Below are 13,992 nucleotides of genomic sequence, written 5' to 3' on the forward strand. Positions count from 1 at the left end.
CCACTCTGTCTCTTTAGGTTATAGCCTAGAGCGTGTCGCGATAAGAGGCATCCTCTTCGATCCGACTGCGCACAAGGTGTTCAATACCGGCCTGCAATGGAATAGATGGCTGCCATCCTAGTGTTTCTTTAACCCTTGTACAATCAAGTGCATAGCGTCTATCCTGGCCTATTCTTTCAGCAATGAAATGGATAAAAGAAGTGTACGATTTCCCACTTAGTAGTTTCAAACGATCCAGGATTTCACAAATCATCGATGCAATTTCAAGGTTGGTCCGCTCTTGATTGGCACCAATATTATAAGATGCCCCACTTTCACCTTTGTGAAAAATGCAATCGATAGCCCTACAATGGTCCTCCACATGCAACCAATCCCGAATACTACTTCCATCTCCATGCAATGGAATAGGCTTCTGTTGTAATGCATTTTCCAGAACCATAGGCATAAGTTTTTCTGGATATTGATGCCGTCCATAATTATTGGTCGAACGGGTAATAACGGTATCTAACCCATAGGTATGGGTATAACACCTCACTAGACATTCCCCTGCAGCCTTGCTGGCACTATAAGGATTCGTTGGCGCAAGCGGATCGGATTCTGTAAATGGTTTATTATGATCATCTAAGGCACCATAGACTTCATCGGTAGAAACATATACAAAGCGATGATTGAGCTTTCGTGGCTGACTTGGTCCTTTAAACCAATGGCTATAAGCTGCATGTAACAGTAGGCCAGTCCCCTCTATATTGGTCTTTATAAAAAGATGGGGATCAATAATTGACCTATCTACATGCGACTCAGCAGCGAAATGAATAACCGCATCAAAGTTAAATTTTTGGAATAATGACAAGACCAATGCAAAGTTGGTTATATCTCCTTCTACAAAATAGTAGTTTGGCCGCTCCTGAAGTGCAAAAGATATACGCGCCGCATAGGTAAGTTTATCTAGGTTAACAATGTAATAATCAGGATATTTTTTTAAAAACAATTTAATACAGTGGGCACCTATAAAGCCAGCTCCACCCGTTACCAATAAATTGCGCATGGAATGGTCATTTTATATTTTGGCCGGAAGCGGAGTAGGAGGGATTCGAACCCCCGGTACCTTTTTCAGGGTACACCCGTTTTCGAGACGGATACCTTCAACCACTCAGACACTACTCCAGTCAACGATAGGGATCAAGCAATAGTATAATCCCCCCTACTTCAATCTCCTTTTAGCAAACTTTATAACGCTACGCAATGCTTTAGGATGCGCAAGTATAGCCTTAGACTTTGGAACAGGTATGTTCCATACATAAGCACTATGAAAAGCATCTTTAATAAAAAATCTTGTGAAATTTTTCTTGCTTTTCTTGCTTTCAGACAAAATACCAAACGCATGCTGACTAAAAAGTGGCACCTGCATATCATGGTAGCTATTATTAGGATATGCTTCACCCACCACAAAAAAAGTATAGAGCGCATTTAAAGCCTTAAAACAATGTCCGCTTCCCTTAGGTAGCAACGCCTCAAAATTACCTTGACCCCCTCCTATTGCTAGGATAGGAACTTTTTCATCAAAAAGGTTTTTTTTAACCTCAGCTAAAAAATCACTACCTGGCATTAAGTCTTTACCTCCAGGGAAAAGACATACGGATTGGTTGTTTTCTACATTTACCATAAGCTGCTTTTCAAGCTCATTTTCAGCATAACCAAGACCAACTGCAAGCATACGAATATCATCTACAACAGAATCTGTCAAATGCTGTGAGAGCACTGCAGGGTCTACCCTAGCACCAGGAGCCCCTTCCCATGGCGTAGCTAATGTAACCAGACCTCTTATACGTAGAAGATGTCCATATTGCTTTAGAAACGAATAAGCACGTAGGCCACCTTGACTATGACCGACCAGCAGGATGGATTTGCTAGCTAAATCTTTTACCTTCTTAGAAAGTTCTCGATAGACCATTTTAGCTTGTTGTTTTATAGACAACTCTACGCTCTTCATACCTTCCACACTGGTCGGCGCAATGATCGCATAAGCAGGAAGGGCTTTCTTAAGGCCTTGCTCCATCGTACTAAAAGAGGAAACTTTGTTGCCTAATCCATGAAATAAAACAATTAATTTATCATTTTGATTTTTTGCTTGGGAAAAAGTGGGAACAAATAATAAACAAAAGAGCACCAACCTAGATATATAAAAGACGTATGACATAAGTGTATAAAAATCAAGTTACATATGGAATAAAATTCAAAACCAAAAAAATGCACTAAAAAGTAATAGGCATAATTAATAAGAGCAACTGCTCCTGTTTATTTTCCATTTTAGGAAAAATTAAAACTGCTTTATTAGCCCCCCAGAAAAAGAACTCTACTTCTTCTGTGGTGATACTAGTAAGCATCTCTAGTAAAAGCTTTGCATTAAACCCTATTTCTAGGGGTAATCCTTCATATGTGCAAATAAGTTGTTCTTGTGCCTCATTGGAAAAATCCAAATCTTCTGCTGAAATGGTCAATTGATTATCTACAAGGGCCAATTTTACCTGATGGGTAGCCTTATTGGCATAAATCGAAACCCGCCTCAGCGCACTGACCAAAGCAGACTTGCTGATAGTAAGCTTACTGGTATGTTCCTTAGGTATGACATTTTCGTAGTCTGGATATCGTTCATCTACCAATCTGCTGATGACACTAATGTTATCAATAGTAAATTGAATTTTATGTCGATCAAAAACAAAACCAACCTTTTTATCTTTGCTAGTCAATAGGCTATTCAAAAGCATCAATGCCTTTTTAGGGACAATAATTGGACTTTGGGTAGATGCTGCCAGGTCTTCACGAATATAGCGAACCAATCGATGTCCATCCGTGGCGACAAAAGTAGCCATGGCATGGGTGAGTTCTATATATACACCAGACATAGCAGGTTTTAACTCATCATTACTGGTTGCAAATATGGTTTTTTGTAAAATATTTTTCAAGACATCCACTTCTACCTCTAAGGTTATACCATCATCTAAAGTAGCTAGTTGTGGAAAATCACTGGCACTCTCCCCTGCCAATTTATACTGCCCATTATCAGATTTAATAGAAACCGTATAAGCATTTGGGTCAACTGCCAATTGAATAGGTTGTTCGGGCAGATTTTTAACCGTATCAAGCAACATACGAGCAGGTATGGCCACACTGACTTGCGCATCGGATTGAATCGCCAAAGCAGCACTAACAGAAGTCTGTAAATCTGATGCGGTAACGACCAAACGATTATGATCTATCTGAAAAAGAAAATTTTCTAAAATTGGCACAACTGGATTACGGGTTATCACTCCACTAATGGCAGTTAGCTGCTGTGACAACAAAGCCGATGATATGGTAAACTCCATAGTTATTTTTTTATGATTTGTAGATGGGGACTATGCTGCTACCAAGGGAGTTTTTATCTACCTTTTTGATGCTTCACAGCTACTGAACGAAGGCTATAGCCATTTTGCATCTCCTAAAATAAATAAAGTACACCCCTGTGCTTCACAGCTATTTATAGTGCCTACCTAAATTAGGCTTGTAAAAGCAATACAATTTAAAAAAAAATTTTAAAAAGTTTGATTTTTGCCTGCTGAATAATAAGTCAACTTTATTTTTTTCCAAAAAGGGTTCCTCATTACTTAATAAAAAAGAGGGAAATAGCTATTTACTAGATGCCTTTTCTAATACAATAAATTCATAATCAAATGGATTTATCTCATCTGCTTTAAAAGAACGTATCCCAGATTGCACCCATTCTTTTCCGAGTAAAGGGAAATAAGTATCACCAGGTAGCGTAGCATGGACCTTTGTTAAATAAATTCTATGGGCAATCGGTAAGGTTTGTTCGTAAACTTTTCCGCCTCCAATAACAAATAACTCCGATTCTCCTTTCGATTTTGCTAAATCTATGGCTTCCTCGATATTGCGTACTACATGATAACCTATAACGGATTGCTCCATTTGTGTACTGACTACTATACTAATCCGATTGGGTAAAATACGCCCAATAGCATGAAAAGTATGGCTGCCCATAAGCAAATAATGGCCTAGGGTATGTTTTTTAAATTCTTGCAAATCAGCAGGAAGATGCCAGGGAAGCTTATTTTGATTGCCAATTACCCTATTTAGTGACATCGCTGCAATAAGAGATATAATCATAGCCCGCTTAAAATATCTAGAATAAAACAATTTATTTTGATTTATTCAATGAACACTGCTATATTTGTTGCACGCCAAAGGTTGAATGGGTGGATGATACATCCATTAAGCATTATACATTCTATAAAAAAGGGGGGATTAGCTCAGCTGGTTAGAGCACTTGCTTTGCAAGCAAGGGGTCATCGGTTCGAATCCGATATTCTCCACTTATTTATCATGCTAAGCCATCAAAAAGAAAATCCATCCTAGCAATTTAATCATTATATGATAAAAATACGAACCCATGCTGAGCTAGCATTATTGGAGCGGGCAGGCCATATTGTAGCGCTTTGCCATGACGCTTTAAAGCGTGCGGTTCAACCGGGTGTAAGTAGCCTAGCCTTAGATACAATGGTAGAAGAAATCATTCGGAGCAATGGTGCGGAGCCTGTATTTAAAGGGTACCGTGGCTTCCCAAATGCTACTTGTATCTCTATCAATGATGGTGTAGTACATGGCATACCAAGCAATCGATGCTTGCATGAGGGGGATATTGTTGCGATTGACATAGGTGTAAAATACAAAGGCTATATTGGAGATAGTGCTTGGACCTATCCTGTAGGAAATATTTCTGATGCAAAAAAATTTTTATTAGCCCATACCGAAAAAGCTTTATGGGCAGGGCTAGCTGTCATTAAAGCAGGCATTCGTCTTTCTACCATTTCTCATGCTATAGGTCAGTATGCGACACAGCATAAGCTTAGTATTGTAAAGGAGTTGGGTGGGCACGGTGTAGGCACCATGCTACACGACCCCCCTCAAATTCAAAACTATGGCAAACCCAATCAGGGGCCTATTTTAAAAGCTGGCATGGTATTGGCCATAGAGCCTATATTAAACCTTGGTCATCCAGCCATTAAAACTTTGCAAGATGGTTGGACCATTGTTACCAAAGATGGAAAAGATTCCGCCCACTTTGAGCATACGATTGCAGTTGAAGAAGAGGGATATGCCATTTTAACCACTTTAATGCAAGGCCCCAAACATTAGATTGTACGGTATGCCCTTCTAATAGAAGAAGACCCTTATCGTAAAAGCTATCTTTATTGATTCAAGCTATGAGACAGAAGTGCAAGCGTTTTGAAGCCAATAAATCGTTGGATCATCTTATAGAACCAGGAAAATCGATCTATAAAAATATCAAAGGGCAATGGAATCGCTTATATTTTCAAAACGATTATCCCATTACGCTAGAAATTGGTTGTGGCCATGGTGCCTATACCATTGGGTTGGCTAAAATATTTCCGGAAAGAAATTTTATAGGTATTGACCTCAAGGGAGATCGATTGTGGAAAGGCGCACAAGAAGCAAAAATATATGGCTTACAAAATGTTGCCTTTTTACGTGCGCAGGCAACCCATCTTTTAGATTTTTTTGAAGAAAATGAAGTAGCTGAGATTTGGATTACCTTTCCAGATCCTAGACCCAAAACCAGGGATATAAAACGTAGGCTCACCAGCCTCCGCTTTTTAAAACTCTATCAAACGATGCTTATAGAGGGCAAGCGCGTGCACTTAAAAACAGATAGCAACTTACTGTTTCAGTATACATTGGATGTGCTGCAAGGGCAAGGCATACAACCCTATGATTATACCAGAGATTTATATGGTTCTATATTAATAGATAACCACTTTGGAATTCAAACGACTTATGAAAAACGATTTATACCGCAGGGGATGCCCATCTACTACCTATCTTTTGTCTTAAAAGCTGCCAACCTTACGCTTTAAAAATAGCACCCGTTTTATGTCTACTAAAGATATTGTATATATTGCGCTATTTGCTGCTATCTTTGCTGCTTTAGGGGCAATGCCCCCCATATTATTGCCTTTTAGTCTAGTCCCCATAACGGCGCAATCTTTAGGACCTATGCTAGCAGGTAGCATTTTGGGGGCTAAAAGAGGTGCTTTGGCCGCTATTTTATTTATCATCATTATGGCCACTGGACTTCCTATTGTGGCAGGTGGCCATGGTGGCATAGGCGTTGTGATGGGCCCATCTGGTGGTTTTATATTGGGTTTCCCTGTTGCTGCATATAGTATTGGCCTATTGTTTGAAAGGAACTGGAATAGATTGAATCTAATTTGGGCTGCTGTATATATCCTATTGGGTGGGATAGTTTTACTCTATATTTGTGGCTTGCTATGGATTAATATATTATTTGATATTCAGCTACATAAAGCTTTTTTATCTTTTTGTATATTTATCCCAGGAGATCTGATGAAGGTGATGGTCGCAACGACTACTTCAATGGTGATTAAAAGGGCTTATCCTTTGATTAAAGTGTAAATAGACCTTTTGCATAAGCTATTTCTAGTGGCCATTTTATCTATTTTCCTCAAATACATTTAACTTCTATTCGGTTTAATACTAAATTAGTAGGTAGTGCATTAAGGGAATTGGAGTTTGATAGGGTAAAGCAGAGCATGCATAATTTAAACCACAAAGGGACTTTTCTAATCGATTATTGCTGATTATCAAAATTAAAAAATAGGCTAGTCCAAAACAACTCACGTTAATAGCATAATCAGTATATATGTTGTGATAACTATTGACAAGTTGGTATCAATAGACCAAATCATTTTAAATGTTCCTATAACATGATGAAAAAATTACCAATTGGAGTAAGTAACTTTCATAAGTTGGTATCTAACGATTACCTATTTTGCGATAAAACAGCCATGATTGCTGAATTTCTCAATAAGGGTGACGAGGTTACGCTCATTGCCCGCCCTCGTCGATGGGGCAAGACACTCAATATGTCTATGTTGTGCCATTTTTTTGCATCAGAGGTGAATGGACTCAGTACAGCAGGCTTATTCGATGATTTAGCGATTAGCAAAATAGATGGTGGTAACCACATTGCACAACATCAAGGTAAGTATCCTGTGATTATGCTAAGTTTTAAGGATGTTAATGCAAGTGATTTCCAAGGGGCGTACAATGCAGTCTATGAATTGATTTTAAAGGTGTATAGTAGCTATACTTATTTATTCAATAGTGATAAAATTAATGAGCTACAGTTAGAGCAGTTATATGTTATTCGAAAAAGACAAGCTAATCAACAACAATTAGAATCTTCCTTAGAGCTCCTTAGTCAATGTCTCTACCAACACCATGGTCAGAAAGCATATATGCTCATAGATGAATACGATACCCCACTCAACAAAGCTTATGGTAATAAAGAATACTTAGACACTATGGTCGCATTTATGCGTAACCTATTTAGTGCTGCTTTAAAAGATAATGATGCATTAGCAAGGGGCGTTTTAACGGGCATATTGCGTGTGTCTAAGGATAGCATGCTCTCTGGATTGAATAACTTAGAAACCTATACCTTACTAGATGAAGAATATAGCTCTCACTTTGGTTTTAGTGAAGATGAGGTTTCATCTTTGTTTCAAGCTAATGGTCTTAACACTTCCATAGAAGAAGTAAGACATTGGTACAATGGCTACAAAGTAGGGAGCTTGGTTAGGTATAATCCTTGGTCTATTATTGCTTGCATCAATAAAACGGGTCTTTTTGATGTCTATTGGGTTAATACGGGTAATAATGATTTAATTAAGCAGTTGATTGGCGCTTCTAATGATAACATCAAATCGAAATTTGAACAACTTATGCAAGGAGAGGCGTTAACCGTTCCTGTAGACAAACATCTTGCTTTCGACTTGTTAGATAGAGATGAAACTGCTTTATGGAGTTTACTTTTATTTGCTGGTTATTTAACCTTTCAAACGAGCAACATAAGTGCAGATAGTGATTTATATGATTGTACGGTTAAAGTGCCAAATGATGAAATACGTAGACTATACAATAGATTCTTTAAAGAATGGTTGAGTAGTAAGTTTATGGACCAAGGGGTGTATAACTCCTTTTTAGAACATTTAGTAGTTGGTGCAGTATCGACTTTTGTAGAAGCATTAAGCTTGTTTTTACGACAAAGTGCTAGTGCTTTTGATACACAATTTTCTAGAAAATCAGAAGGGTTTTACCATGGTTTTGTCTTAGGGATGTTGGCTAGTTTAGGTAGAACTCATTATGTAAAGTCTAATAGAGAAAGTGGATTAGGGCGTTATGATCTGTTATTAATCCCTAAAAAAGAAGGTTCAAAAGCAATTCTACTGGAGTTTAAACAGGTTCGGAAAGAAGAAGAACTGGAAAGTTCAGCTAAAATTGCTTTACAGCAGATACAAACGCAAGCTTATCATACCGAACTATTGCAATACCCGCATGTTAAAGAAGTAGTGGAATGCGGTATTGCTTTTTCTGGAAAGTCGGTTTTAGCGGCTTATGCTACCTATGATTTGATCGATAAACAGTCTAGTGATATTATTTTAACGAATAGATATGGCCAGGAAGAGGATTAGTACCCATAGAGGCTGTTCCTATACACTAGGCTGCTGGCCTGCCAATAAAAAGTTTGTCGCGCAGTAAAAGCAAGGAAACGAACACGAGTGGGTGAGTTCTGTTTTATCTTCTAGAAAGCGCCTATCTGATCTCACTGATCATAGTGACCAGCAATGTCAATAGCTTGTGCTGCACATAAAAGTGCAATGGCTAGTAAGTTAATAGTGTCTAACGTTTTAGTTATAAAGCCAATTTAATACAAATAACCTAAATTTTTTAGGGTTATGATTAACATAGCAAATAGTGGAGAGATTCTGCTGAGTAGAAAGAGGAACATAATATTTCAATACTTCTTGCATCAGCTCTTGAAAAGTTAAAAACATCTCTCTTTTAAGAGTACATGGTTTTCTTATTGTATTTTTTTAAAAATCGAACAAACAGGATACTGCCTGATATTAAAAAAGCAGCAATTTTGCTTATCCAAACAGATGGAATACCAAAGTTTATTACTTTGATAAGTAAATAACACAAGGGAATACCTATTAACCAATTGCTTATTGTAGCAATCAAAAATGGGAAAAATGTATCTTTTAATCCCCTTAAAAGTCCTAAGCTGATCGTATAAAACCCATCTGCAAAAATTAGCAATATAGCTAAAGGAATAGAGGAACAAATCATGCTATAGTCTGTTGTACTCCCCTTATAACATACGGTGAAAATGAAAAATGAATAATGGACTATAAAAAAAGCCAATACTAACATAACCATGCCAGTAGCCCCATAATATATCCAAATAGATTGTTTTTTTTTCTTGTGATTGGAACAACGTGTTTGCTTTACTAAAGTAGAAGCAGCTAAAGAAAATCCCCAACTAATCCCAATAGGTAAGCTAATAATGTTGTCTAATATAGCATTCGCTCCTTTATGTAATGCCCCAAGGCTTCCTATCATAAGCCCTGTAAAAGAAAAGAAAAAAAATTCTAAAAATAGTTGGGTGCCAATAGGAATACCTAAAGTTAATAGCTTTTTTATATATTGCCTATCAAAGTAAGACAGGGCCAATCGATAGTTAAAATCAGTTTCCAATCTTTTCCATACATAGGGCATCAAAGACAACGCCATAATAAACTTACTAGATAAAGTCGCTACACCTGCTCCAATAAGACCATTTGTAAAATTTCCTATGTTAACATGTATAAATAAATAATTCAGTATGATATTGGAAATCAATCCAATCATAGTTGCTATGAAGATAGGCTTTGTATTCCCTAGGCCTTCTAAATAGCGACAAAAAGTATTATAGACCATCGTAGGAAAAATAGAAAAAGCCAGCCATCGCATATAGTAGGGAACCATCGCTACTGCTTGTGTATCTTGTTTAAGATAGGGCAACCAATGGATCATATATAATAAAAGGCCACCAAAAATGATTGACCCAAGTAGATTAATAGATAAGCCATTAAAAAACCATTTCGTATTTTCATGTATGGTTTGGTGATTGAGTTTTTCTATAAAAGGCTGCAGCCCATACGCAATACCAGCAGGAAAAATAGAGAAGACAACAGCTAGATCTATACTTATAGAAACAGCAGCTACTGAAATCATACCCAAATGAGCAATCATAAGTAAGTCCGTAATGGGCATTAGATAGTGAACCATCATACTTAGTATGATCGGAATAGATAGTTTCAAAAAATGGATCATTTGAAAAACTTTATTATTTGAAATTAAGCGTATGAGAGCTATATAAATGGTTTAAATTCTTTTAGATAATTAAAATCTTTGACTAAATCAGTATATTTTTTATTACCTATTATAATCACCAATGCAGTATGATCATGCATTAATAATGATGAAGGGCGCTCCGTTTTTTGATGGGCTACTATCCTATAATCCATTTTTAGTATCTTACTCTTGATCTTTGGTAGAGTTAACCGGTTTATAATACCTGTTTGAGTAGGAATCTGTACCCATGCCGTATAACAATAATCTTGTTTATTTAATGAAATGGGTAAATCCATTGAACCTTTCTGCTATAAATGTCATTTATATTTAACTGTTTCACACAACAAGAAGGAGGAATGACTACACGATAGTAATAATCCATTTCTCTGTATATTGTTTCATTATCACGAAGATTCATCTCTTTAATAATGCATTCATTTTCATAAGTATACATTTTTTTATTTTTAGTAGGTCCGAATAATGGTGCGATAGTGTTACCCTATTTTCATCGCCTGCTACATCAAACATAATGTTAGACAAGCTGACGGCCTTATTCCAGCTCTTTAATAAGATAACCTTATTAATATAAACGTACGACATGCCGTTTTTCTAATCCGCTGGACAAACGTTCGTCAGCAAACTACAAGCTTACTGAAGCGCCAAGTTTTTTTATCGGCGGCCATTACACATTAAATTCACGCCATTGAAGCGAATGCAATTAATATAATGTTTTATCTGATAGTCAATAAAATATGGCATAAATATTATCAGAAATGCATCTACAGCGTAATATGTTTCAACTAATTTTTCTACATTCACGATTAGCTCCTTTGTTAGAGTTAATTTGGTGTTTTACCTTTTATTTTTTTCCAAATTTAAACCACAAAGGGGCTTTTCTAATCGATTGTTACTGATTATCAAAATTAAAAAATAGACTAGTCCAAAACAACTCACGTTAATAGCATAACCAGTATATATGTTGTGATAACTATTGACAAGTTGGTATCAATAGACCAAATCATTTTAAATGTTCCTATAACATGATGAAAAGGAATTTTGATATACGATTAATATCATCACTCATATACCTGTCTTCATTTAACGTAGGAAGCTGTGCCCGAACAGATTTATGAGTTAATTTCCAAACTGGACTTAACTGACATTTTCATGACAACTTTGCCAACTGCAATCATCTTATTCGTGTTACGATCTATAGCTATAATGGATGGTTCGTCGACAACAATTTTATCGTTGTGTATGTAAAGCTATTAGCTGTTCCTAAATCGACAGCGATATCTATGTGAAAATAACTCCAAATGCCCATGTAATATGTCTAAGTCTAAAAGATTGATGCGTAAGGTTTTTTACATGTAAAACTACTTAAAAAGTTATGAATCATACAAAAGTATTCAAGCCCGAAAGTATTTTTTTTATTTCTTGGAAAAATATTTATACCTTATTACTCATGGAATAAGGAAAAGAAATCTAAAAATTTAGATAGACCAAATTATAGAAAAGCTAATAGGATGCTCCTCCCATAGCGCGCGCCCCGTTAAGGTTATATCCTTTTTATTTAAAGTTAAGCAGATAGAATACTACAGAGATAGGCTATGGGATATACTATCGTGGATTGAAAAATTCGGACAAAAAAAAATAATAATTTGTTGCTGTATATTTTAGGTTAAGGATTTTCAAATAAAGGCATCAAATGAGCAGAAATAAGATTAAAAATCAATAAATAATAAAATTTATAGCTACCTAACGGCAAAAATGAAAAAAAATAACACGCTAAGCATACCAAAAATTATGCTATCGACCTATCACAACAGCCTCATTATATTACATCGGTTAATAGGCTTTTTTATTTTTGTACAGCCAACTAGTTTAGTTATAAGAAAGCTAAATCTTTGTTATCGATATAGATCGGTATCATGCCATTCGGTGGGCAATACCATCTTTAAGTAGATCTGATTGAATCATTTAATTATAAGTTTATGAATAAATATATTGTGCGCATTCTAAAAAAAATAGGTAATAAACAAGGTTTACCAATGATACTTTTACTTGGTATACTATTACCAGCTAAAACATGCAGTGAAAACACATTTAGGCGATATAACTTGGTAAAAAATGGTCTAAAAAAAACGTATGTGCAGACATGTCGGGTACTTGGCAAACGAAAATCATATGATGATATCAATAAGCTTAGGGAAGAGGTTGATCGTTTACTATCACAAAAAAAACGACTGTCTGACTGGATCAGCTCACAAAATGTGATGCTTTGTATAAAAAATTGCGAACTAGAACTTTTGAATAAAATTATAGATAATCTGGATGAAAAGAAAAAACATAAATGGCTGAATAAGAGTCATAAAGTAGATGATATATGTATAGGTCCGGGATTTATCGATGAGGATAACGATTTACTTGCAGGGCCTTTAGGATACGCATATGCTTTAAAAATAAAGAATCCGAGCAGCAGAATAACAAAAATATGTGAATTCCTATTAAAAAATGAGCATGTAGAAATAAACAATGTAGTTTGTCTAGTATCTTATGATGTCTATCAATGTTGTTATGGTACTACTGCTTATGGTGGCACTCTATGTCACAATAACACAGCTGATCTTGAAAAGAAGCTTAGCCTATTGGAGTGGGTACTTTCTGTTGCGATAAATTATCGCAGTTCGGAACGTATTGATTCGGAACTATGTAATATAATTTCTGATCTATTACCTATAGTTAAGGATTCTATTACTAAATACACTATTGCTAAATATAATAATGGTGGGCTATTGATGCCCCCTCTACATTTTGTTAAGGGTTTAGGTTTAATGAAGATTTTTAAAAAATTCGTCCAATATTGTGAACCAGAAGAGCTCGTTACGGTACTACATACCATAGCTGATATCGATTATAACACAAAAGCATATTATAAAGTGTGTGAAAATTACTCTCCAAACGATAACAAGCCTCCATTCTATGAAGAACAAGGTAGCTATAAAGATAAACAAATGCTAAAAAAACATGAAGATCAATATGGAGAAGTATTTAAAATAGTGTTTGACCAAATATTTTCTTCAAAAAATCAATTATCTGTGAAGTGCCTTTTTAAGAAAGATGACCATGGCCTTTCTGTATTTGCCCGTTCTTATATAAAGCCTGGTCCTAATAGAAATGCTATAAGGAAATTGTTTTTACCAGATCGGTCCAAATATGAACCTGTCTCATTAGTTCAATTCAAAGCGATTTTAACTGAAAGTAAGTCTTACTTAAACAAGGATTATTGGGACAAGATTGCTCAAGAGATACAAACCTTGTCTAAAACAAGAAAAATTAGTGGCGATTATGCTAAGCAATTAAAAGAGGTATTAAAAGAGGTACGTATAAGGTAGTCAATTGATCCATAGCGCCCATGCGGTTTGAGCAGGTTTCTAATATATGATGCACAGCTAGCTGTAGGGCAAAATATATTAATATCTTGGATAACCTCTTGCTCAGTAAATCTTTAAAATATTCAACTGCCTTACTACCTAAAAATCCTTGTAAAATAGGCGAAGCATAACCCTGCTTCACACGACAAATCACCTCCTTTTCATCTCTTTGATAATGTATTCATTTTCATAACTATACATTTTTTTATTTTTAGTAGGTCCGAATAATGGTGCGATAGTGTTACCCTATTTTCATCGCCTGCTACATCAAACATAACGT

Annotated in this window: 12 protein-coding genes, 2 tRNA genes and 1 pseudogene; 6 read left to right on the forward strand and 9 right to left on the reverse strand. The window is 35.9% G+C overall.

Features of this window, described 5'->3' with window-relative positions:
• Nucleotides 1-25: 25 nt before the first annotated feature.
• The 5 genes from rfbB to ACOALF_RS04455 all read right to left on the reverse strand — a co-directional run bounded on the left by rfbB (nucleotide 26) and on the right by ACOALF_RS04455 (nucleotide 4,164).
• Nucleotides 26-1,045, reverse strand: coding sequence for a dTDP-glucose 4,6-dehydratase (rfbB, locus tag ACOALF_RS04435; protein ID WP_419241291.1), 1,020 nt, complete (start codon nucleotides 1,043-1,045; stop codon nucleotides 26-28).
• Nucleotides 1,046-1,075: 30 nt separating this feature from the next.
• A tRNA-Ser gene (locus tag ACOALF_RS04440) sits at nucleotides 1,076-1,164 on the reverse strand.
• Between the two features lie 37 nt (nucleotides 1,165-1,201).
• Nucleotides 1,202-2,197, reverse strand: a complete 996-nt coding sequence (locus ACOALF_RS04445) for an esterase/lipase family protein (RefSeq protein WP_419241292.1) — start codon at nucleotides 2,195-2,197, stop codon at nucleotides 1,202-1,204.
• A 55-nt stretch (nucleotides 2,198-2,252) separates the two neighbouring features.
• Entirely contained in the window at nucleotides 2,253-3,365 is a 1,113-nt protein-coding gene (gene dnaN / locus ACOALF_RS04450) for a DNA polymerase III subunit beta (RefSeq protein ID WP_419241293.1), read from the reverse strand.
• Between the two features lie 301 nt (nucleotides 3,366-3,666).
• Complete coding sequence (locus tag ACOALF_RS04455; RefSeq protein ID WP_419241294.1) at nucleotides 3,667-4,164, reverse strand: dihydrofolate reductase; 498 nt, start codon at nucleotides 4,162-4,164, stop codon at nucleotides 3,667-3,669.
• Between the two features lie 132 nt (nucleotides 4,165-4,296).
• On the opposite strand from ACOALF_RS04455, the gene ACOALF_RS04460 reads away from it, so the two are divergent.
• The 5 genes from ACOALF_RS04460 (at nucleotide 4,297) to ACOALF_RS04480 (ending at nucleotide 8,573) form a co-directional block, all read left to right on the forward strand.
• Nucleotides 4,297-4,370 (forward strand) — tRNA-Ala (locus ACOALF_RS04460).
• A 58-nt stretch (nucleotides 4,371-4,428) separates the two neighbouring features.
• A complete protein-coding gene (gene map, locus ACOALF_RS04465; protein ID WP_419241295.1) occupies nucleotides 4,429-5,193 on the forward strand; it encodes a type I methionyl aminopeptidase in 765 nt (254 codons plus the stop codon).
• A 68-nt stretch (nucleotides 5,194-5,261) separates the two neighbouring features.
• Nucleotides 5,262-5,933, forward strand: a complete 672-nt coding sequence (trmB, locus tag ACOALF_RS04470; protein WP_419241296.1) for a tRNA (guanosine(46)-N7)-methyltransferase TrmB — start codon at nucleotides 5,262-5,264, stop codon at nucleotides 5,931-5,933.
• Between the two features lie 16 nt (nucleotides 5,934-5,949).
• Nucleotides 5,950-6,492, forward strand: a complete 543-nt coding sequence (locus ACOALF_RS04475; protein WP_419241297.1) for a biotin transporter BioY — start codon at nucleotides 5,950-5,952, stop codon at nucleotides 6,490-6,492.
• Nucleotides 6,493-6,803: 311 nt separating this feature from the next.
• A complete protein-coding gene (locus ACOALF_RS04480; protein WP_419241298.1) occupies nucleotides 6,804-8,573 on the forward strand; it encodes an AAA family ATPase in 1,770 nt (589 codons plus the stop codon).
• A gap of 370 nt (nucleotides 8,574-8,943) precedes the next feature.
• Here ACOALF_RS04480 and ACOALF_RS04485 read toward each other — a convergent pair whose 3' ends face one another.
• The 4 genes and pseudogenes from ACOALF_RS04485 to ACOALF_RS04500 all read right to left on the reverse strand — a co-directional run.
• Complete coding sequence (locus ACOALF_RS04485; RefSeq protein ID WP_419241299.1) at nucleotides 8,944-10,215, reverse strand: MATE family efflux transporter; 1,272 nt, start codon at nucleotides 10,213-10,215, stop codon at nucleotides 8,944-8,946.
• 80 nt (nucleotides 10,216-10,295) lie between these two features.
• Entirely contained in the window at nucleotides 10,296-10,574 is a 279-nt protein-coding gene (locus tag ACOALF_RS04490) for a hypothetical protein (protein ID WP_419241300.1), read from the reverse strand.
• Nucleotides 10,553-10,696 carry a hypothetical protein gene (locus ACOALF_RS04495; RefSeq protein WP_419241301.1) on the reverse strand — a complete coding sequence of 48 codons (144 nt, stop codon included), beginning with the start codon at nucleotides 10,694-10,696 and terminating at the stop codon, nucleotides 10,553-10,555. The genes ACOALF_RS04490 and ACOALF_RS04495 overlap by 22 nt, the downstream gene beginning before the upstream one ends.
• Before the next feature lie 712 nt (nucleotides 10,697-11,408).
• A pseudogene (locus ACOALF_RS04500) lies at nucleotides 11,409-11,602 on the reverse strand (rod shape-determining protein); the annotation flags it as partial.
• A 670-nt stretch (nucleotides 11,603-12,272) separates the two neighbouring features.
• On the opposite strand from ACOALF_RS04500, the gene ACOALF_RS04505 reads away from it, so the two are divergent.
• The gene (locus ACOALF_RS04505) at nucleotides 12,273-13,673 is read left to right on the forward strand and encodes a hypothetical protein (protein ID WP_419241302.1); all 1,401 of its coding nucleotides are present in this window, start codon (nucleotides 12,273-12,275) and stop codon (nucleotides 13,671-13,673) included.
• Nucleotides 13,674-13,992: the final 319 nt, after the last annotated feature.

This window comes from Cardinium endosymbiont of Nabis limbatus, from assembly GCF_965196625.1.
Classification (GTDB): domain Bacteria; phylum Bacteroidota; class Bacteroidia; order Cytophagales; family Amoebophilaceae; genus Cardinium.